Source organism: Gordonia sp. 852002-50395_SCH5434458, assembly GCF_001665905.1.
GTDB classification, from domain to species: Bacteria; Actinomycetota; Actinomycetes; order Mycobacteriales; family Mycobacteriaceae; genus Gordonia; species Gordonia jacobaea.
In genome coordinates, this window is sequence record NZ_LZTC01000083.1 from 96,389 (window position 1) to 116,251 (window position 19,863).

17 protein-coding genes are annotated in these 19,863 nt (G+C 66.7%); 10 read left to right on the plus strand and 7 right to left on the minus strand.

Going from position 1 to position 19,863, the window contains the following annotated elements; all coding sequences use genetic code 11:
- Positions 1 to 119 precede the first annotated feature (119 nt).
- The 10 genes from A5785_RS18340 (at position 120) to A5785_RS18385 (ending at position 11,538) form a co-directional block, all read left to right on the plus strand.
- The gene (locus A5785_RS18340; protein ID WP_064868243.1) at positions 120 to 791 is read left to right on the plus strand and encodes a FadR/GntR family transcriptional regulator; all 672 of its coding nucleotides are present in this window, start codon (positions 120 to 122) and stop codon (positions 789 to 791) included.
- Complete coding sequence (locus A5785_RS18345; RefSeq protein ID WP_082946609.1) at positions 788 to 1,927, plus strand: acetamidase/formamidase family protein; 1,140 nt, start codon at positions 788 to 790, stop codon at positions 1,925 to 1,927. Before A5785_RS18340 ends, A5785_RS18345 begins: the two co-directional genes overlap by 4 nt.
- Positions 1,924 to 3,387: an amidase family protein gene (locus A5785_RS18350; RefSeq protein WP_064868246.1), complete on the plus strand. Its 1,464-nt coding sequence runs from the start codon at positions 1,924 to 1,926 to the stop codon at positions 3,385 to 3,387. The genes A5785_RS18345 and A5785_RS18350 overlap by 4 nt, the downstream gene beginning before the upstream one ends.
- The gene (locus tag A5785_RS18355) at positions 3,381 to 4,109 is read left to right on the plus strand and encodes a DUF1275 family protein (protein ID WP_005203911.1); all 729 of its coding nucleotides are present in this window, start codon (positions 3,381 to 3,383) and stop codon (positions 4,107 to 4,109) included. The genes A5785_RS18350 and A5785_RS18355 overlap by 7 nt, the downstream gene beginning before the upstream one ends.
- A gap of 126 nt (positions 4,110 to 4,235) precedes the next feature.
- On the plus strand, positions 4,236 to 5,906 hold the full coding sequence (locus A5785_RS18360) for an NCS1 family nucleobase:cation symporter-1 (RefSeq protein WP_005203910.1): 1,671 nt from the start codon (positions 4,236 to 4,238) through the stop codon (positions 5,904 to 5,906).
- Between the two features lie 138 nt (positions 5,907 to 6,044).
- Complete coding sequence (locus A5785_RS18365; protein ID WP_005203908.1) at positions 6,045 to 6,773, plus strand: aspartate/glutamate racemase family protein; 729 nt, start codon at positions 6,045 to 6,047, stop codon at positions 6,771 to 6,773.
- Positions 6,774 to 6,797: 24 nt separating this feature from the next.
- Entirely contained in the window at positions 6,798 to 7,382 is a 585-nt protein-coding gene (locus tag A5785_RS18370; RefSeq protein WP_039854871.1) for a sigma-70 family RNA polymerase sigma factor, read from the plus strand.
- A 170-nt stretch (positions 7,383 to 7,552) separates the two neighbouring features.
- The gene (locus A5785_RS18375) at positions 7,553 to 8,287 is read left to right on the plus strand and encodes a DsbA family protein (protein ID WP_005203903.1); all 735 of its coding nucleotides are present in this window, start codon (positions 7,553 to 7,555) and stop codon (positions 8,285 to 8,287) included.
- A gap of 43 nt (positions 8,288 to 8,330) precedes the next feature.
- A complete protein-coding gene (locus A5785_RS18380) occupies positions 8,331 to 9,032 on the plus strand; it encodes a vitamin K epoxide reductase family protein (RefSeq protein ID WP_005203902.1) in 702 nt (233 codons plus the stop codon).
- Positions 9,033 to 9,222: 190 nt separating this feature from the next.
- Entirely contained in the window at positions 9,223 to 11,538 is a 2,316-nt protein-coding gene (locus A5785_RS18385) for a heavy metal translocating P-type ATPase (protein WP_064868300.1), read from the plus strand.
- Between the two features lie 23 nt (positions 11,539 to 11,561).
- On the opposite strand, the gene A5785_RS18390 is transcribed toward A5785_RS18385, so the two are convergent.
- The 7 genes from A5785_RS18390 to mftE form a co-directional block, all read right to left on the minus strand.
- Complete coding sequence (locus A5785_RS18390) at positions 11,562 to 12,107, minus strand: zf-HC2 domain-containing protein (RefSeq protein WP_005203900.1); 546 nt, start codon at positions 12,105 to 12,107, stop codon at positions 11,562 to 11,564.
- Positions 12,108 to 12,173: 66 nt separating this feature from the next.
- Positions 12,174 to 14,246, minus strand: coding sequence for a cytochrome c oxidase assembly protein (locus A5785_RS18395; protein WP_005203899.1), 2,073 nt, complete (start codon positions 14,244 to 14,246; stop codon positions 12,174 to 12,176).
- A gap of 166 nt (positions 14,247 to 14,412) precedes the next feature.
- Positions 14,413 to 15,660: a CynX/NimT family MFS transporter gene (locus A5785_RS18400; RefSeq protein ID WP_082946610.1), complete on the minus strand. Its 1,248-nt coding sequence runs from the start codon at positions 15,658 to 15,660 to the stop codon at positions 14,413 to 14,415.
- Positions 15,657 to 16,334 (minus strand): FadR/GntR family transcriptional regulator, encoded by a 678-nt coding sequence (locus A5785_RS18405; protein ID WP_064868306.1) that lies wholly within the window; start codon positions 16,332 to 16,334, stop codon positions 15,657 to 15,659. Before A5785_RS18405 ends, A5785_RS18400 begins: the two co-directional genes overlap by 4 nt.
- A 30-nt stretch (positions 16,335 to 16,364) precedes the next feature.
- Positions 16,365 to 17,672 carry a mycofactocin system GMC family oxidoreductase MftG gene (gene mftG / locus A5785_RS18410; protein WP_064868249.1) on the minus strand — a complete coding sequence of 436 codons (1,308 nt, stop codon included), beginning with the start codon at positions 17,670 to 17,672 and terminating at the stop codon, positions 16,365 to 16,367.
- Between the two features lie 22 nt (positions 17,673 to 17,694).
- Positions 17,695 to 19,143 carry a mycofactocin biosynthesis glycosyltransferase MftF gene (gene mftF / locus A5785_RS18415; protein WP_064868252.1) on the minus strand — a complete coding sequence of 483 codons (1,449 nt, stop codon included), beginning with the start codon at positions 19,141 to 19,143 and terminating at the stop codon, positions 17,695 to 17,697.
- A complete protein-coding gene (mftE, locus tag A5785_RS18420) occupies positions 19,140 to 19,850 on the minus strand; it encodes a mycofactocin biosynthesis peptidyl-dipeptidase MftE (protein WP_064868255.1) in 711 nt (236 codons plus the stop codon). Before mftE ends, mftF begins: the two co-directional genes overlap by 4 nt.
- Between the last annotated feature and the right edge of the window lie 13 nt (positions 19,851 to 19,863).

The window sequence follows — 19,863 nt, forward strand, 5'->3', positions numbered from 1 at the left end:
CGTCGAGATCTGTCTTCACCTTCGGTCGGAGTTGTTTCCTCGCACTGCACGAGCCGTAACGCATCGGTTAAAGTTGGTCATACCAAGAGACCAAGATTCGCCAAGTACGAGGAGAGAGCATGCTGCGTCGCGGACACACACTCAGTGCCAGCACTGCCGCCTACCTGGAGAAAGTGGTGGTCGACGACCTCTCCCCCGGCGACAAGCTGCCGCCCGAGCGCGTACTCGCCGAGAACCTCCAGGTCTCCCGCACCACGATCCGCGAAGCACTCAGCGACCTCGAGCAACGCAGACTCGTCACCCGCACACCCGGACGCGGCACCGTCGTCGCACCCCGCTCGGCCAACGCCACAGCACTGTTGGAGACGATGAGCGCCGACGCCGAAGAAGATCACGTCGCCGAACTACGCATGCTGATCGAACCGCAGGTCGCCGGCCTCGCAGCCGACCGGGCAACGGCATCGGATCTCGTTGCGCTCGAATCCATCCTGGCGTCGACCCACACCGGCCTCAATCCCACCGAATCGCTGGCCCAGGATGTCGCCTTCCACATGCAGCTCGCGCGTGCCGCACGCAACCCACTGCTGGTGTCGCTGTGCCAACTCAGTGCGGGGTGGGTCCAGACGGTTCGCGCGCGCTCACACGCCACCCGCGAAGGTCGACGCAACTCCTACAACGGCCACCGGGACATCCTCGAGGCCGTACGCGCCAACGACCATGACCAAGCGGTCGCCGCCATGACCGCACACCTCGAAGAAGTCGTCCGACTCGTCGAACGGAGCAATCAGTGACAATCCAGAACTTCGGGACCGCTCAGCCTTCCGGAACCACCCGCACCGCAAGTGACAACGTCATCCTCCCAGCGGGTTCCGGCCCGATCATCGGCGATGACTACCTGGCCTGCCGGCACGACGACGTCTTCTGGGGCGATCTGCCCTGCGCGACCGACACCGCCATCATGTCGATCGACCCGGGAACCAGCGTCACCATCGACACCCTCAGCCACGAAGGCATTCTCGCCGACCAGGGGCGCGATCCCCGTGGCTTCTTCAGCGGGCACGGCGTCGATCCCGACATGGTGCTCGACGAGGCAGTCGCCCTGTGCGCCTCCGACCGCACGCATGTCCAGGGCGTCGACGGACCGCATGTCGTGACCGGACCCATCGAGGTGCGTGGTGCGCAGCCCGGCGACCTTCTCGCGATGACCGTCGTGGAGACCAGGCGTCGGGTCCCCTACGGCGTCGTGTCGAATCGTCACGGTCGCGGTTCGCTGCCGGGCGAGTACCCGATCGGCGGTGCGACGTACAGCGCATTCGTCTCGGTGGAAGGCGAGGGCGACGAGGCCCGCGGAGTTCTGCCCCTATCGTCCTCGAACCCGCAACTGGCCGCACGCTTTCCGCTTGCCCCGTTCCTGGGCATCATGGGCGTTGCCACTGCAGGCGCCGTGCGGCGCAACTCGATTCAGCCCGGCCCGCACGGCGGCAACCTCGACCTCACGCTCCTGACCGAGGGCGCGACCCTCTATCTGCCGGTGCAGGTTCCCGGTGCGCTCGCGTATGTCGGTGACCCCCACTTCGCGCAGGGCGACGGCGAGGTCGCCCTGACGGCGCTGGAAGCGTCGCTACGGGCAACCATCCGATTCGACGTCATCAGCGCCCCCGACGTCGCCACACGCTTTGGCGACCTCGTCGCGCCGATCGCCGAGACCCGGGAGTTCTTGATCCCGACCGGCCTCGACCCCGACCTCGATGTGGCCGTGCAGAATTGCGTCCGGTCCGCGATCTCGCTACTGGGAGTGCGATACGGCATGGAACCGGCGCAGGCTCTCGCCTATCTCAGCGCCGCAACGGATTTCAACATCTCCCAGGTCGTCGACCTCGTGAAGGGCGTGCACGCGCGGATTCGACGATCGGATTTCGCGCAGTGACCGCACCCGACGACCTCGGCGCCGTCGTACGTCGTTTCTGGGCAGCGGCGGCAGGAGACGACCGCACCGCACTGCACCGGTTTCTGTGCGCCGACGTCACCTGTGTCGCAGGCCCCGGGGTACTCCACGGTGTCGCCGACACCCTGCGTTCGGGCGCGCTCACCTACGCTATCGGCAGCCTGATCGACGTCCATACCCGCAGTTGCGCAATCGATCTCGGTAGCGCGCTCGTCGTCTACGACGTACCCAACGGAGGCCGGGCGGTGCAGTCACAGCTGTGGCGACGCGACGATACAACTTGGCGGCTCGCCTCGGTCCACGCGAGCACGCCGCGTCGCGGATTCGATTCGACGGTGTGGCGAGTCGTCGGCGATCCCCTCGTCGCGTCGAGCGCACCGGGACCGCTGACCGGGACGACAGTCGCCGTCAAAGACGTTTTCGCGGTGGCCGGTTTCGCCACCGGCGGCGGGGTACCCGCCTACGAACAATCGGCCCCGATCGCCACTGAGCACGCCACAGCCGTTGCGCGGCTGCTGAACTCGGGTGCACACATTCGCGGCATCGCCCGCACCGACCAGTTCGCCTACTCGATGGCGGGCGACAACCCGCACCACGGCACACCCCCCAACGCCGCGGTCCCGGCAGCGCTTCCCGGTGGCTCGTCGAGCGGCCCCGCAAGCGCCGTCGCACACGGCGACGCCGACCTCGGGCTCGCGACCGACACCGCCGGGTCGATCCGCACCCCCGCGTCGTATCAGGGTCTGTGGGGCCTGCGTTCGACGCACGGGTCCGTCTCCACGCGCGGGTTGTTACCGCTGGCACCGGATTTCGACGCCATCGGACTCCTGAGTCGCGACCCGGACATCCTGGCACTGGCGACCACGACACTGCTCGACGACCCGTCGACGACCGCCATCGGTTCCGGTGTGGCAACACTCGACGACATCCACGTCGACGACGTCGAACTCGCCCGTCTTGCCGAGGCATTCCGCGTACACCAGGCGTTCCAGGCATGGTCTGTCCACGGCGACTGGATCACCGCGCATCCCGGTGCACTCGAGGGATCGGCAGCTGCGCGGTTCGCCGCAGCGGCAGCCATCGACGCCGACGACGACGCCCGAGCACGTGACGACCTGGCTGCCCTCGCGGCGCAGATCGACAAGCGACTCGGCGATGACCTCCTCGACATTCCCGCGGCCGCAACGGCCGCACCTCGCCGGTGGGCATCCGACGCAGAGGTCGAGAAGACCCGAACGGCCACACTGCAACTGACGGCGATCGCGGCCGCGACAGGTCGACCCGCGGTGACGTTCCCGCACCGCGAGACGTCGGATGGCCCGATCGGACGCAGCCTCGTCGGCCCGCGCGGCAGCGACACCGCACTCATCGCCCGGGCGATCGACTTCGCGACCGCGCGTCCGGTTGCCACCCCAGAACCAGGAGGATTCCCGCGTTGCTGACCCGCATCTACGCGATTCCCACCGAACGTATGCACCTGGCACTGATGCTGGCTCTGACGTTCACCACCGGCATCAACGACGCCGTCGGCTACCTCGGTCTCGACAAGGTCTTCACCGGCAACATGACCGGCAACGTCGTGATCCTCGGCATGGCGCTCGCGGGCGGTTCGGGTCTGCCGATCCTCGGACCCGCAATGGCACTCGCGGGCTTCATGGTGGGTGCCGCGATCGGCGGTCGCACACTACGGCGCGCCGACCGGCGCTGGACGCTGGGCTCCACGATCCTGTTCGCAGTGGTCTCGGCAACGATGGTCGCCCTGGCCATCACCCTGTTCATCTCGGGCGACGACCCGGAACATGCGGTGATGATCACGGTGACGACGATCGCGGCCACCGCGATGGGCATTCAGGCCGCCGCGGCCCGCGCTGTGGCCGTCAAAGACGTGACGACCGTCGTCGTGACCTCGACCATCACAGGCCTCGCCGCCGACTCCTTCTTCGGGTCGGGCCGCGGCGGCGGAACAGGTCGACGCACCGCCGCGGTCGTCTCGTTGATCGCGGGCGCGGCACTCGGTGTGGTGTTGATGCGCATCCACATGGGCACCGCGCTACTCGTCGCGGGTGTGGTGATCGCGGCGGTCGCCGTCGTCGGCGCCGTTCACGATTCGCGCACCGGTCGCAGGTACCGATCCGCGACGCACTCCGGGACCATCGCGGACTGATCCGCGAATATATTCGGTGTGACGCGGAATATATTTGCGCGTTAATTGTCGGGTAACAAATCGTTCTTAGTTTCGACTCAGGCACTTCGGAGACCACTCCGATGTCACCAAGGCCCGAGGAGAATCATGAGCGCTTCACCCGACGCGCAAATCGCCACCGAGCACCATAGTGCGGCGGGCGAGAGCATCATCAAGGTCGGCTACGACCAGCAATTGACGAACGAGGATCTCGCTCCGCTGAAAGAGCAGAGCTGGACCTGGTACAACATCTTCGCGTTCTGGATGTCGGACGTGCACAGCGTCGGCGGCTACGTGTTCGCCGGAAGCCTTTTCGCACTGGGCATCTCGTCGTGGCAGGTCCTCGTGGCACTGTTGGTGGGCATCGTCGCCGTCAACCTGTTGTGCAACCTGGTGGCAAAGCCCTCCCAGCAGGCCGGTGTGCCCTACCCGGTCACCACGCGAATCTGCTTCGGCGTCAAGGGCGCCAACATCCCGGCGATCATCCGCGGCTCCATTGCCGTTGTCTGGTACGGAATTCAGACATACCTGGCATCGACGGCATTCGGTTTGCTGGCATTGAAGTTCTGGCCGGCACTCGAGCCGTATGGCGAGAACGGTTCTCACTCCTTCCTCGGCCTGTCACTGCTCGGCTGGGCCGGTTTCGTCGTGATGTGGGTGCTGCAGGCGCTCGTCTTCTGGAACGGCATGGACACCATCCGCAAGTTCATCGACTTCTGCGGACCCGCCGTCTACGTCGTCATGATCGCCCTTGCGGCGTACCTGATCGCCAAGGCCGGGTGGAGCAATGTGCACTTCGACCTGTCGGAGGGCTCCGGCATCAGCGGCACGTGGCCGACCATCACCATGATGATCAGCGCCTTCGCCCTCGTGGTCTCCTACTTCTCGGGTCCGATGCTCAACTTCGGCGATTTCTCGCGCTACGGCAAGACCTTCGGCGAGGTCAAGAAGGGCAACTTCTGGGGCCTCCCGGTCAACTTCCTCTTCTTCTCGATCCTCGTCGTGTGCACCGTCTCGGCAGGCGTCACCGTGATCGGCCGCGATGCTGACGGCAAGATCGTCACCGACCCCGTGCACATCGTCGACAAGATCGACAACACCACCGCTGCTGTCCTCGGCGTGCTGACGTTCGCGATCGCCACGATCGGCATCAACATCGTCGCCAACTTCGTCTCCCCAGCATTCGACTTCTCGAATGTCGCGCCCACCAAGATCTCCTGGCGCATGGGCGGCATGATCGCAGCGATCGGGTCGGTCATCATCACGCCGTGGAATCTGTTCAACAACGCGAGCGCGATCCACTACACAATGGACACCCTCGGAGCCGTGATCGGACCGCTGTTCGGCATTCTCATCGCTGACTTCTACCTCGTGAAGAAGCAGAAGATCATCGTCGACGACCTGTTCACCATGAGCCCGGAGGGGGCCTACCACTATCGCGGCGGCTGGAACCCGGTCGCGGTCATCTCCGTGGTGCTCGCGTCGATCATCCCGATCTGCTTCGTCATCTGGGGCACGTCGTACGAGGCCAGCTTCACCTGGTTCATGGGCGCCGCAGCAGGTCTCGTCTTCTACTACGCCGGAATGAAGTTGGCCACGCCGTACTTCCTCCACGGCATGCACGTCCCTGCGGCAACCATCACCACCGACATGGAGGTCGCCGCCGACGGCACCATGCTTCCCGGTTCGCCGACGGCAAGCCCTGCCGCCGACGCCAAGGCCGGCACACAGGGCACAACGGATTCGACGTCGAGTCCCGAGGCCGAGCCCGCATCCTGACACCCGTCTCGTGGCGATACCGCTCCGACGCAACTGCGTGGGTCGCGATGTCGCCACGAGGCCGTGGTCTAACTCCTCGCAACGCACGAACCCACGAGAACACCCCTACACGAGAAGGCAAGGGAGACAACCACACCGATGAAGTTGTGCGTCATCAACCCCAACACGACCGCGGAGATGACCGCGGTGATCGCCTCGGCAGCACGGTCGGTGGCACGGCCCGACGCCGAGATCGTCGCGATCACCTCCGAGGCCGGACCCGCGTCGATCGAGAGCCACGTCGACGAGGCGCTGTCCGTTCCGGGACTACTCCGCGCGATCAGCGCCAACCCCGATGCCGACGGATACCTGGTTGCATGTTTCGGCGACCCCGGCCTCGACGCCGCTCGTGAACTCGCGGTCGCACCCGTTCTCGGAATCGCCGAGGCGGCAATGCATCTCGCCGCGCCGCTCGGCCGAGGGTTCTCGGTGGTCACCACATTGCACCGGACGATCGGACGAGCCGCAGATCTGGTGTCGCACTACGGATTCAGCACGCAGTGCCGCGGCATCCACGCATGTGAGATCGCCGTACTCGAACTCGAGACCAACCCCGACACCGCCGAGATCCTCGCGAAGGCGTGTCGTGAAGCACTCGCGACGGACGGTTCCGACGCGATCGTGCTCGGCTGCGCGGGCATGGCCGACCTCGCAGCCGAACTCTCCGCCGACCTCGGAGTCCCCGTCATCGACGGCGTCGCCGCCGGCGTCGGGATGCTCTCGGCGATGGCAGCGATGGGCCTGCACACGGGTACCGCGTCGGGTGAGTTCGCCTCGCCACCGGCCAAGGAGTACCGCGGCCTACCGCCCGAGCTCGATCCGCGATGACCCCGCAGGTTAGGGTTGATCCCCATGACCGCCCCCGCCGACCGCGCGGCGTCCGACCACGACGCTGAAGTCACCGAACTGGCCTTCGCGGCCGCTCGTGGCGACCGTCGGGCGCTCGAGCAGTTCGTGCGGGAGACGCAGCGCGACGTCTGGCGATTCGTCGCACATCTCGCCGACCCCCGCGTCGCCGACGACCTGACGCAGGAGACCTACCTCAGGGCGATCCGTTCACTCCCCCGCTTCGCAGGCAATTCGACGGCGCGCACCTGGCTGCTCGCGATCGCACGACGCGTCTGCGCCGACGACGTACGACGTGCGATGTCGCGCCCGCGTATCGCGGGAGGCGTCGACTGGATCGACGCCGCCGACACCCGGCAGCCGCGCACGACCGGTTGGGAAGACGTCGTCGACGTCAATCTTCTGCTCGACGATCTGCCTCCGGAACGACGTGAGGCCCTGGTATTGACGCAGGTCCTCGGGCTGTCGTATCAGGAAGCGGCCGAGGTCACGGGCTGCCCGGTCGGCACGGTGCGCTCGCGAGTCGCCCGTGCCCGCGAAGCGCTGATCGGAGCAGCCAACGCTCCTCGTCGGGGTGAACGCACCAGCTGACCTGCCCGTGACGCAGGTGGGGACCTAAGCCTTATGACTTTTCTCAGGCAGGCTTGCGTACCCTTGAGAACGGCGATGGACCGGTATCCCGCCGTGTCGGCGCATTCGTGTCGACGACGATGTGGTCGGTCCTCACCCCAGATGACGAGCGAAAGAGATGTGAGGGACCTGTGGCCGACAAGCGTCGCAAGCCGATCGTTGACCCGCGAGCGGCGGAGAAGCGCCGTTCCCTGCTGATAAAGATCGGTGCAGCCGTCGTGCTGGTCGCCCTGGCGGTCGGAATCGGCGTCTGGGTGCTGGTCTCCCACGAGTCGGCCACCGGATCGTCGAGCAACGTCACCGTCGCCACCGACAACGCTTATCGGATCACCACGGCACCCAAGGGCACCACCCCGCCCGTCACGGTGACGGTCGTCGAGGACTTCCAGTGCCCCGCCTGCCGCGCGTTCGAAACCCAGTTCGCCGGTGCCATGGATCAGATCCGCAACAACCCGAAGGTTGCCGTCGATTACATGCCGATCGCGTTCCTCGACCGCATGTCGACCACCAATTACTCCTCCCGCTCGGCCAACGCCTCGGCGTGCGTCGCGCAGTCGACCGCCGGTGACGGCAACTTCGACACCTGGCTCAAGTTCCACAACGCGCTCTACGCGCAGCAGCCCGAGGAGGGCGGCCCCGGCCTCACCAACGATGAGCTCAACTCGATCGCCAAGCAGGTAGGGGCGACGAACCTCAAGCAGTGCATCGGCGATGGGCAGTTCAGCGGCTTTGTGAAGGACACCACCCAGAAGGCGCTCAACTCCGGCGTCAATGCGACCCCGACGATCAAGATCAACGGGCAGCCGGTCCAGCTCAGCACGCCCGACGCATTGATCGCAGCGGTCAACGAGGCAGCGAACAAGTAGTAGCCGACCGACACCATCGCACCCGATACGCGAGGCAACAACGATGAGCACGACACACGCCGACGACAACGCGCACGTACCTGTCGATACCGAGAAGGAATCAACCGACGCGACGCGGACCGTCGACGACGCTGACGTCGCCGATACCGCTGAGCAGTCGGGTTCACGAGGTCTCACAGGCCTCGTGCACGTGAGTCGGCCCACCGCGCTGATGTTCCTGATCCTCGGGGTGATCGGTTTCGTCGCGGCGTCGACGCTCGCGATCGAGAAGATCCACCTCCTCCAGAACCCCAACTATGTGCCGAGTTGCTCGATCAACCCGGTTATCTCCTGCGGCTCGGTCATGAAGAGTTGGCAGGCGGGGCTGTTCGGGTTCCCCAACCCGTTGATCGGTATAGCGGCGTTTGCGGTGGTCATCGTCACAGGTGTGCTCGCGCTGGCCGGGATCTCCCTCCCCCGCTGGTACTGGCTCGGCATGGCACTCGGCAGCTTCGCGGGCTTCGTCTTCGTCAACTTCCTCGCCTACTCAGCGCTGTACAAGATCCACGCGTTGTGCCCATACTGCCTGGTCGTCTGGGTCGTCGTGCCCATCATCCTGGTGCTGAGCATCAACCGCGTGATCGGAGACAGCAGGCTTGGCCGCGAGATTCGCGGCTGGCTGTGGGTGCTGCTGCCCGTCTGGTACGCGATCGTGATCGTCGCCATCCTCGTCGAGTTCTGGGACTACTGGCAGACGCTGATCTGACGCGGTAGGCGCCGTCCGGAAAATCCCCGGGAACTGTCCGGCATCCCCGCACGACATACTTGTAGGAGTACGTGCGCGGCCAATGCCTGCGGATCGTCGTAGATCTCTTGTCGAGGATCGATCTGCTCGTGATCGGGGCATTCCCGAACGCCTGCGGCGCGCGCATACGGACGACGAGATCGAGGACGATGTGACCACGCTGGAATCCCGCACGAGCGCGACCGGAGAACCCGAGTCGACCCAAACCGGGATCGCCGACGCCGCGAACACACTGCAACGAATCCAGCTCGACGTGACCGGCATGACCTGCGGTGCGTGCGCGGCGAGGGTCGAACGGAAGCTGAACAAGGTCGACGGCGTCAAGGCGTCGGTGAACTATGCGACGCGCGTCGCGACCATCGACGCCGTTGCCGATGTGAACGCCGACTCGCTGTGCGAGGTCGTCGACGCGAGCGGTTACGGCGCGAGCGTCCGCAGCGACACTCCCACCCCCATTCCCGACACCGACGGCGACGAGGCAAAACGCCTGTTCCGTCGACTCGCCGTCGCGCTGATCCTCTTCATCCCGCTCGCAGATCTGTCGATCGTGTTCGCCGTCGTGCCGTCGACGAGGTTCACGGGATGGCAGTGGCTGCTGCTCGCGCTGGCGCTGCCGATCCTGACGTGGTGCGCGTGGCCGTTCTACCGCGTCGCCGCGAAGAATCTCCGCACCGGCAACGCGACCATGGAAACGCTTGTCACACTTGGTGTTCTCGCGGCGGCCGGGTGGTCGCTCTACTCGATGTTCTTCGCCACGGACACCGCTTCGACGAGTTCGCAGGGTGTGTGGGCTGCCATCTGGAGCGCCGACTCCATCTACCTCGAGGTGGCAACCGGCGTCACTGTCCTCGTGCTGGCCGGCCGCTATTTCGAGGCGCGCGCACGCTCCCGTGCGGGCGGCGCACTGCGGGCATTGGCCGCGCTCGGAGCCAAGGATGTCTCGGTCCTGCTGCGCGACGGCACCGAGATGCGCATCCCGGCGGGTGAACTGTCGGAAGGTCAGCGTTTCGTCGTCCGTCCGGGTGAGACCATCGGCACCGACGGCCTGGTCATCGAGGGATCGGCCGCCGTCGACATGAGCGCGATGACGGGCGAATCGAAGCCGGTCGACGTCGAGCCGGGTGAGCCGGTGATCGGCGGCACCACCGCGCTCAACGGGCGTCTGATCGTCGAGGCCGCGGCCGTCGGACCCGACACCGCATTCGCAGGGATGATGCGTCTGGTCGAAGAGGCTCAAACCGGCAAGGCCAATGCCCAGCGCCTCGCCGACCGCGTCGCCGGTGTCTTCGTACCGGTCGTCGTCGCGATCGCCGTGGTGACAGTCGGCGCGTGGCTACTCGCAGGCGGTCCCGTCGAACGTGCCGTTGCCGCGGGTCTTGCGGTGCTGGTGATCGCATGTCCGTGCGCGCTGGGTCTCGCCACGCCGATCGCCGTCATGGTCGCGACCGGCCGCGGTGCCCAGCTGGGCATCTTCCTCAAGGGCTATCAGGCTCTCGATACCTCCCGCTACATCGACACCGTCGTCTTCGACAAGACCGGAACCGTCACCGAGGGCGCGCTGTCGGTGACGCAGGTGTACAGCGACGACGAGGCGCAGCTCTCCGATGAGCGCCTGCTTGCGCTGGCGGGTGCCGTCGAATCCGCGTCCGAGCATGCCGTCGGTTCGGCGATCGTCGCGGCGGTCGACGAGGCGGACCGCCTCGAGGTCACCGACTTCCGCGCCGAACCCGGACGCGGCGTCGTCGGAACGGTCGACGGGCATCGGGTCACCGTCGGGTCGCCTCGCTGGGTGTCGCAGTCGGTCGACGACGCGGGCGGCGTGATTCCGGCGGCGACTGCTCGCCGTCGACGAGACGCAGAAGCCAAGGGCGAGACCGTGATCTACGTCGCTGTCGACGGCCGACTGAGCGGACTGATCTCCGTCGCCGACACCGTCAAGTCCAGTGCCGCACCCGCCATCGCCGCCCTACAGGCCGCAGGCATGCGCACCGTTCTGCTGACCGGCGACAACTCCGGCGCCGCACACGCGGTCGCCGATGAGGTGGGCATCACCGACGTCATCGCAGAAGTGCTTCCCGACGCCAAGGTCGACGCGATCCGGGAGCTGCAGGACGCTGGGCACTCGGTGGCCATGGTCGGCGACGGCATCAACGACGGTCCCGCACTGGCCACCGCGGAGCTCGGCGTTGCGATCGGTCGCGGTACCGACGTCGCGATCGGCGCCGCCGACGTCGTGCTGGTGCGCGACGACCTGCGTGCCGCCCCCGCCGCGCTGAGCCTCGCGCGTGCCACCCAGCGCACGATCCGGACCAACCTGATCTGGGCGTTCGGCTACAACGTCGCGGCCATCCCGATCGCTGCGGCCGGCGTGCTCAATCCGCTGATCGCGGGCGCCGCGATGGCCCTGTCGTCGTTGTTCGTCGTCTCCAACAGCCTGCGGCTGCAGCACTTCGGCGCACGCAAGTAGCGCCGGTCTACGGGTGGGGAGCGCTATCCCGCTTTGCGCTTCGCGCGCAGCGCGGCAAGGTCGGTGACGTCCGACGCGGCGTCGTCGTCACGAGCGTCGTCGTCGATACTTGTTGCGGCACTGGGTATCTGATGTGCCGCCCGGCCACGACGTCGTGATCTGACCCGCGCGGCCACGGCGAGCGCGATTGCCACGACGGCAAGCACGATTTGCACCACGGGGTACCAGAGCGGCGCGGAGCCGGTGAGATAACCGACGCTCAAGACGACTGCGGCGACAGCACATGCAACGGACGCGGCGTGCAGAGCCACCACCGCGCGACCAACACCGTCGGCGTTGTGACGACGCGTGATGCCGTCGGGTTCGGAGGTCTGCGATGCCTCTAGGATCGTCGCGCTGAGGTCTGGCGCAAGGTCGGCCGCTGCGAAGTTCATGCCCTGCGCGGTGCTGTACCAGCGCTGACATGCGGGGCACTGTGCGACGTGCTCGTCCACGCGCGCAGCGGGCACCGATTCACGCTCGCCGTCGATGCGCGCCGACAGCGACTCCCGTGCCACCTCACATCGCATGGTGCCATTGTCCTCGCGCGGTCAAGCCGTCGAAACTCTCTGCCCGACAGACCGGATAGAGCCTGCTCATCGACGCGACTTCGACAGCTCTTCGAGCATCGCGTTGTAGGAGTCGAGCTCGGTGTCCTCGTAGGTGTCGGCGTGGCGATCACCACGGTTGGCCTCGCGCCGATCGACCTTGGCCCACTGGGCCACGATGGCCACGACGACCAGAACGACGGGCACCTCGCTTGCGCCCCAGGCGATTGCGCCACCGAGCCACTGGTCGTGGAGGCGGTCGGTCACCCACGGCAACATCAGTTCGCTGTAGAACTTGTCGCCGACCACCGTCGACATCGTCATCAACGCGATGCCGAAGAACGCGTGAAATGGCATGACGGCGAACAACAATCCGATGCGGGCGAGGAACGGGATTCGACGCGGCCCCGGGTCGATGCCGATGATGACCCAGTAGAAGAGGTAGCCGACGATGATGAAGTGCACGGTCAGCAACACGTGGCCCCAGTGATACCGGGTGAGCGTGCCGAAGATGCCGGTGAAGTAGACGACGTAGAGCGACAGCACGAAAACCACCAGCGCCACGATCGGATTCGACAGCACCGCCGTCACCTTCGAATGCAGCACGCGCAGCAGCCATTCACGCGGGCCGGGAGGTTCGTCGCCGTGAGCCGCGGGTAGCGCACGCAGCGCAAGGGTCGCGGGCGCACCGAGCACCAGCAGCACCGGCGCGAACATGTTGAGCGCCATGTGTTCTGCCATGTGCACGCTGAACATCGCCGAGCCGTAGGCGCGCACGCCCGACCCGGTGACCACGACGACGACCAGGCAGCCGAGCACCCACGAGATGGTGCGGCCGACGGGCCACTCATCGCCACGACGCCGCAGACGGCGCACACCGAACAGGTAGAGAATGGCTGCGACCACGGCCGCGACACCGATCAACAGGTCGGGGCGCCAGAACGTCGCCAACGTCCATGTCGTCGGCGGGCCGGGCAGCTCGTACCCGAGAAAGACGTCCCATCCGGTGAACTTGTGCGCCAGCAGGCCGGGGGCGACGCGGGTGTCCATGACGGTCCAGCACGCGACCGCCGCCAGCATGAGCACAGCACCTAGGGTCACGATCCGACGCCCCGCGTCACCATCTGTATCAGCGTCGTCTGTACCGGCGTCGTCTGTATCGGTGCCGGCCTGTCGACATGCGCGATAAGCGGAAACACTCGTCGCGAGCGCCACGGCGACCAGCACGATCATGACGATCGCGGCGAGACCGAAGGCGGTGTCGAAGGCGTATCGCACTGGCAGCAGGAAGAGGGTCAGCGCCAAGCCGTATACGAGCGCGACGGCGTCGCTGATGACGAGGATGAGCGCGCTGCGCCGGGACACCACAGTGCGCGCGACGTCGGAGGTGATGCGCGGCGCGCCGGCCCACGCGACTCGGAACCCGAGTGACACTCCGACGGCAAGCGCGAACCCGATCCCGAGACTCGTGTTGTAGTCGTGGTTCGGCCCCTGCCCCGCGTTGCTCGCGAGTGGCAGCGCGACCATCGCGATCACGGCGGGTATGAGGAGAACGACGTGCATCATCCACGCGAGCGAGAACCTGATGAGCACCGCGATCACGGTGGCGCACACCGCCATCACGATCCAGGCGACGGCGGCCTCGCTGACCCCGATCCCCTCTCCGAGGAAGCCCTCACTCACCAGTCGCCACGGCGTCGTTCCGGAGGCGTCGGCAGCGGCGACGGCAACCATCAGCCACGACAGCACTGCCCAGCCGATCGAGAGTCTGCCCAGCATCAGATGCGCGCGGTATCCCGTCACGTCGATGCTGCCCTGATCATCCGGATTCGACGCGGTGATGATGAAGACGAGGCCACCGAGCGTCAGTGCGGCAGCGAGAAAACCGAGGAAGTAGCCGACGACGTCCGCGGCCGCGGTGAACGTACCGGGGAACGGGTCGCCGCTTTCGAGGTGGCGGGCGTCTCCACTGGCGAGCGCATAGATCGCGACACCCAGCAGAGCCACGGCGAAGGCCGCGCCGAGAATCATGGTTGGCCGGATGCGTGCCGCGTCGGCCCGCGTTGCACCTTCGCCCTGCGTTGCACCTTCGGCCTGTGTTCCACTGTCGGCGGCGGTCATCACTTCCTCCTTGCCCGCCGAGCACCAGCGAGTACGACGTTTCGCTGATCTGACGTCGTCGCCAGTCTACGGCCCCGCATCGTGGGTCCCGCTGCCCGGGCGAGCGCGGGAGGTCCGGGTCACACGCAGGTCAACCGAGGGCTCGCTGCACTGTCGGGCCGATCGATCACTCGAGATGAGATGGCATACGCACGTTCTTGGCGGCCAGAAGTGTCGCGAGTCCCTGCGGGATGACGGCCAGCGCGAGCACGCCGAAGGCGATCGACCACGACCCCGTCACGTCGTGAATCCATCCGATGGCGATCGGACCCACCGCGGCGAGGATGTAGCCGACGGACTGCGACATCCCCGACACCTGACCGGTCTGCGTGGCAGACGAACTGCGCAGCACCATGAACAGCAGCGCGAGGCTGATGGCAGCACCCGGACCCGCCATCACCATGCAGACCCAGAGCACCGTCGCATGATCGGTGAAGACCAGCCCGACGAAGCCCGCCGTACAGACCGCGAGAAATCCGAGGGTCACCAGACGTTGATCGGCGAACCGCCCAGCGACGATCGGAGCCACCAGCGACATGATCAGCGCGACCACCTGCCCGATCGCCAGCACGTTGCCCGCACTCGACGGCGTGCTCCCGTGGTCGATCAGGTACTGCGGCAACCACGCGCTGAACGTGTAGAAGATGAACGACTGCGCCGCCATGTAGCCCGTGATGGCCCATGCGATCGGATTGGTCCAGAGCCCGGGCGCGCGCGGTCCCACCGCGACCGTATGAACCCGACGCAGTTGCGGCGCCCACACGATCATCGCGACGATGGCCAGCAGAGCCCACATCGCCAACGACGCCCGCCAGTTCTCGTCGAGTGCGGTGTCCATCGGCACCATGACCGCTGCGGTCACCGCCGCCCCACCCGACAGGGTCATCGAGTACAAGCCGGTCATCAAACCGGAGCGATGCGCGAAATCACGCTTGATGAGGGCGGGCAACACGACGTTGCACACGCCTATCGCCGCGCCGAGGACGGCCGATCCCAGAAATAGCGTCGCCACAGAGGGTATGAGACGCAACAGGATTCCGACGATCAGTAGTGCGAGCGACGCGAAGATGGTCCGTTCGATTCCGAAGCGGGCTGCGATCCGTGGCGCGATGGGCGCGGTCAGTCCGAAGAACAGCACCGGCAGCGTGGTGAGCAGACCCGCTGTGGCACTGGAGAATCCGAGGTCTTCGCGGATCACATCGATCAGCGGCGCCACCGACACGACGGGCGGCCGCAGATTGGCCGCAACAAGCATGATCGCCACGGCCGCGAGAATCACTGCGCCGCCACGCAATTCACCGGGATTGAGTCTGACCGAGTGCTCCGAGGGCGTCTCGGACGCCGCCCTGGTCGGCGAGGTGGACGTCCGACTCATCGGCGCACACCACCTTCCGCCTCGGCCAGGTAATCGAGAACCGCTGCCCGCGCGGCCGGCTCGTCGCCCGCGTCGATCGCGGCGACCACGTCACGATGTCCCGCCGGGTGTGCGTTCGCTACCACCGACAACCCTGCGATGTCGGCATGTGCGCGGTGCATCACTTCCAGGACACCCGAGTAGATCTCGATGAGCAGCGGATTACCCGACGCCGCAACGAGTTCGGTGTGGAAGTCGATGTCGGCGCGCGCGTACGCGTCGATGTCGCCCGTCGCGAGGATGCCCTCCGCCGTGTCGAGCGCCTCGCGCAGTGCGCGCTTGGCATCTGCCGTGGCGTCGCGCGCGGCGCCTGCGGCTGCCTCCGACTCCAGCGCACGACGCACCTGTAGCAGGTCGAGCATCTCCGACGTCGCCGTGCGGGTCATCGCAGCGGCAAATGTGTTGGCACTGCGGACATAGGTGCCATCGCCGCGACGCGGCACGAGCATGCCCGAATGCTCCAACGCACGCACAGCCTCGCGAATCGTGTTGCGCCCCACTCCGAAATCGCGTACCAGCTCCGGCTCTGCCGGAATACACGTACCCACCGGCCAGACGCCGTCGCGGATGAGCCGCTCCATCCGCTCCACGACCAGTTCGCTGGTGCGCTTGGGACGCTCGATGACCTCAGACATGAGCACATCCTAACATCCCATGTTTGTGGCTCAGTCCGCGGCGAGCGCGTCCCCGATCACCGCCGCGACCATCATCGTCGTGGCATGGGGTCCGCTACGACCCGCGGACGGGAGGATGGAACCGTCGACGACCCGCAGGCGCCCCACGCCGCGCACTCCCCCGAGCCAGTCGGTGCGCCCACCCATGGGCATCGATCCCCAGGCGTGTTGCGACGTCCGCAACACAGGGTCGATGGCGATCGATTCGGCGACGACGAGCCCACCGAACTCCGACGACCTCAACATCTCGACCACCTCGCGCGCGGTTCGCGCCATATAGCGCAGTACTCGATCGTCCGGCCGGTCGAGCCGAACGCCGACGCCCCCGCCGTCGAGATACACCTCTCCCGACGCACTCGGCGTCATCGCCGCCACTCCGACGGCGGGCCCGGTCATCGCGAGACCTCTGATGTATCGCGCGAAATCGTCTCGGTAACAGCGGATCTCGAGACCGTCGTCGGTGTGCACGACCGTCGGCAGCAACGGTCCGGGTCCAGGTTGCTCGCGGAGGCGATATCCGACGAGTACCTCGCGGTGCTCGTGTACTCGCATGCGCTCGCCTGTGACGCCCGACCTCAGCAACACCGCGGCGCTGCCGAGGGTTCCGGCGCACAGGATCACCTCCCGTGCGCGGATGTCCTGGCCGTCGCACACCACGCCGACAGCGTTCCCCTCCGCGAGGAGAATTCTCTCGACCGTCGCTCCCGTGCGGACTCGCAGATTCGGCCGGTCGCGGTGCGGACGCAGGTAGGCGTCCGCGGCGGTCCGTCGAATCCCATCCATGCTGTTCGAGCGCACCCGATTGACCCCGACCAGCGGCCACGGGTCGTCGAGCGGTCGAGTCGGAAATGTTCCTCCCCAATACTTCTCGAACGCGAGCGCCGTGGGGGCGAGATCGGCGTCGGCAAACGGATGCGCACCCATCTTCTCGTCGACCTCGGCGTACGCCTCGTCGATGACGTCGGGTGTCCACGGACCCTGCCAGGAGTCGAAATCGCCGCGATGAAAGCGCATGAAGTAGCCGCCGTTCACCGTCGACGATCCGCCGAGCCCACGTCCACGGACCACCGGCAACCCGGACGACTCACGATGGTGGGTGACGTAGCGCTCGCCGTCGGAGATCGGCAACCTGCGTAGGGCGAGGACGTCGGCATCCGGCCACTCCGACGGCCCCTGCTCCAGCACGAGTACCGATCGCTTCTCGTGACGCGACAGTCGCTCGGCAAGCACGCACCCGGCGCTGCCCGCGCCGACGATCACGACGTCGACGCTGTGTGAGTCTGCGGTCGATGTGGGCACAGCACAGTCGAATTCGACGCCGCTACGGCGTCAGTACCGGACGCAACGCCGCGAAGTCGCGGTGCGAGAGCACCCCTTGCCAGAGCCCGGTGCCGTACGCGAGATCGTCGAGACGTCGGCACAGCAGATAACCGAACGGCCCCATGGTCGGCGCCACCGCGGGTTCCGCGGCGACGGAGCGAATCCACTCCACGACGCCTTCGGCGATCGCGATCTCGATCACGATCCGTCGGAATCTCGGTGAGATCAGCGCCAGCAGCAACGCGACGGGCCAATAGTGGCGACACACCGCGCCCGCTGCCTGCAGTAGTCCGAAGAAGGTTGCCCGCGAGGTCATCTGTGCGGATACCCGCGTGGCCTCCGGCAGTTCGCCCAGTCGTGTGCGGAGCCGATGCCCCACGCGGAGCAGAATGACCATCGCCACCGCGAGACCGATTCTGGTGTGCGTCAGCAACGCCGCGACCGCTGCGGCCATCGACATCGACATCACGACCGGAGCCACCGACTCCCCATGCCGTTCGGCGAGGAACGCCGCGCCGGTGCCGTAGAACCGTCGGCGTCCGAGCACGGTGCGCATGCTGGTGCGGTGATCGTGTGCGACCGTCGCGATCGGGTCGTAGCGAATACGCCAGCCGTTCTCGTGCGTCCGCCAGCACAGGTCGACGTCCTCGGCGACGCGCAGAGACTCGTCGAATCCGTCGAATGCGCTCGCGCGCACCAACATTGCCGCACTCGGCACGTATGCGATCGGAGTTCCGGGGACGACGCCCGCCTCGCTGGGCCCCATGTCGAGGGATGAATGGCCGTTCTCGTAGCGCTCGGCGAGTGACCGCTTGTGGTGGTCGCCTCGCTCGTCGTCGCGGTCGAGCCCGACGATGCGCGGCGCCGCGATTGCCACTGCCGGATCGGAGAAGTGGCCGAGCAGCATCATCAGCCAATCGCTGTTCGGCACCACGTCGGAGTCGACGAAGGCGATGAACTCGGTGTCGGCAGCTGCGGCGCCCGCATTTCGCGCGGCCGCCGGTCCCCGGTTCTCGTCGAAACGCAACACGCGAACCTGCGGACCCTGCGCAACGATGGGAGTGCGCGAACCGTCGTCGACGACGATCACCTTGACGCCGCGAGCGGCGTTGAGGAGACGGTCGACGCCGGATTGGTTGTCGCGCACCGGAACAACGATCGTGACGTCGTCGGTCGATGGTCCGTGCATGGGGCGGGGATTGGCCATTCCCGCGTCGAGGAGTCGGCGGGCCAGTGTTCGCGTCGGGCCGTCGCACACTTCGATCCGACCGTCGACCGACGTCATTCCGAGCGCGGCGTCGGACAGTCTCATCAGCCGAGTCGGCGAGCCTCCGACGAGGTAGCGCAGGTCACCGTGCCGGGCGCATCGCAGGTCGATTTGGACCTGAAAGCCGTTCGGCAGGTCACGGCTCGGCGCGGGCGACGGAGGTGCGTCGGTGGGTGCGTTCATCGCAGACGCCCGTTTTCGGTGACGTCCCATTGCCGGATCGCCTCGCCGAGTCGGCTCACCAACCGGTCGAGGTGCGCAGCGCCGTCGTCGGCCGATGCCGTCGTCGGATCGCCCAGCACGCCGTTGGCGCTGACCGCGGCCACACCCCCGTCACGCATCGCCGGTAGCAGCGTCGCGACGGGTGCGCGATTACCGACGACGACGCTGTCACGACGCACAGCATCGGGCGAAAGGTGAAGCAGCACTGATGTTTCCGTCGTCCCGGCATGTGCGTCGGCCCCATCGAACGCGCACGGATACCACGCGACGTCGCGGCCCTCGTAGCGGAGCAGACCGATCGCGTCGACCAGAGTCTGCGCGTTGCCGCCGTGGCCGTTGACGAAGACGATGCGCTGCGCCCATCGGCAGGCGCTGCGTCCGTACTCGACGAGTACGCTGCGCATTGCGTCATGGCCCAGGGAGATGGTGCCCGGAAAGCCTTCATGCTCGCCGCTCGCTCCGTAACCGAGAGGCGGTGCGATGAGTGTCGACATGTCGTCGAGGTTCGCGTGGACACGCGCGACCACGGCGCTGGCGATGCGGGTGTCGGTGTCAAGCGGTAGATGCGGCCCGTGTTGTTCGAGCGATCCGACCGCGACCAGCAACGTCGTCGCAGAGTTCTCCAGTTCCGGCCAAGTGCACGAACTCAAAGTCGCCGGACGCGTCATTTTCTCGACTTTA

Bases quoted from the DNA above. Each gene is read 5' to 3' on its own strand.
- mftE (WP_064868255.1), bottom strand. From the start codon at position 19,850: ATGACGCGTCCGGCGACTTTGAGTTCGTGCACTTGGCCGGAACTGGAG.
- A5785_RS18395 (WP_005203899.1), bottom strand. From the start codon at position 14,246: ATGACCGCCGCCGACAGTGGAACACAGGCCGAAGGTGCAACGCAGGGC.
- A5785_RS18390 (WP_005203900.1), bottom strand. From the start codon at position 12,107: ATGCGATGTGAGGTGGCACGGGAGTCGCTGTCGGCGCGCATCGACGGC.
- mftF (WP_064868252.1), bottom strand. From the start codon at position 19,143: ATGAACGCACCCACCGACGCACCTCCGTCGCCCGCGCCGAGCCGTGAC.
- A5785_RS18400 (WP_082946610.1), bottom strand. From the start codon at position 15,660: ATGAGTCGGACGTCCACCTCGCCGACCAGGGCGGCGTCCGAGACGCCC.
- A5785_RS18365 (WP_005203908.1), top strand. From the start codon at position 6,045: ATGAAGTTGTGCGTCATCAACCCCAACACGACCGCGGAGATGACCGCG.
- A5785_RS18340 (WP_064868243.1), top strand. From the start codon at position 120: ATGCTGCGTCGCGGACACACACTCAGTGCCAGCACTGCCGCCTACCTG.
- A5785_RS18405 (WP_064868306.1), bottom strand. From the start codon at position 16,334: ATGTCTGAGGTCATCGAGCGTCCCAAGCGCACCAGCGAACTGGTCGTG.
- A5785_RS18360 (WP_005203910.1), top strand. From the start codon at position 4,236: ATGAGCGCTTCACCCGACGCGCAAATCGCCACCGAGCACCATAGTGCG.
- A5785_RS18370 (WP_039854871.1), top strand. From the start codon at position 6,798: ATGACCGCCCCCGCCGACCGCGCGGCGTCCGACCACGACGCTGAAGTC.
- A5785_RS18380 (WP_005203902.1), top strand. From the start codon at position 8,331: ATGAGCACGACACACGCCGACGACAACGCGCACGTACCTGTCGATACC.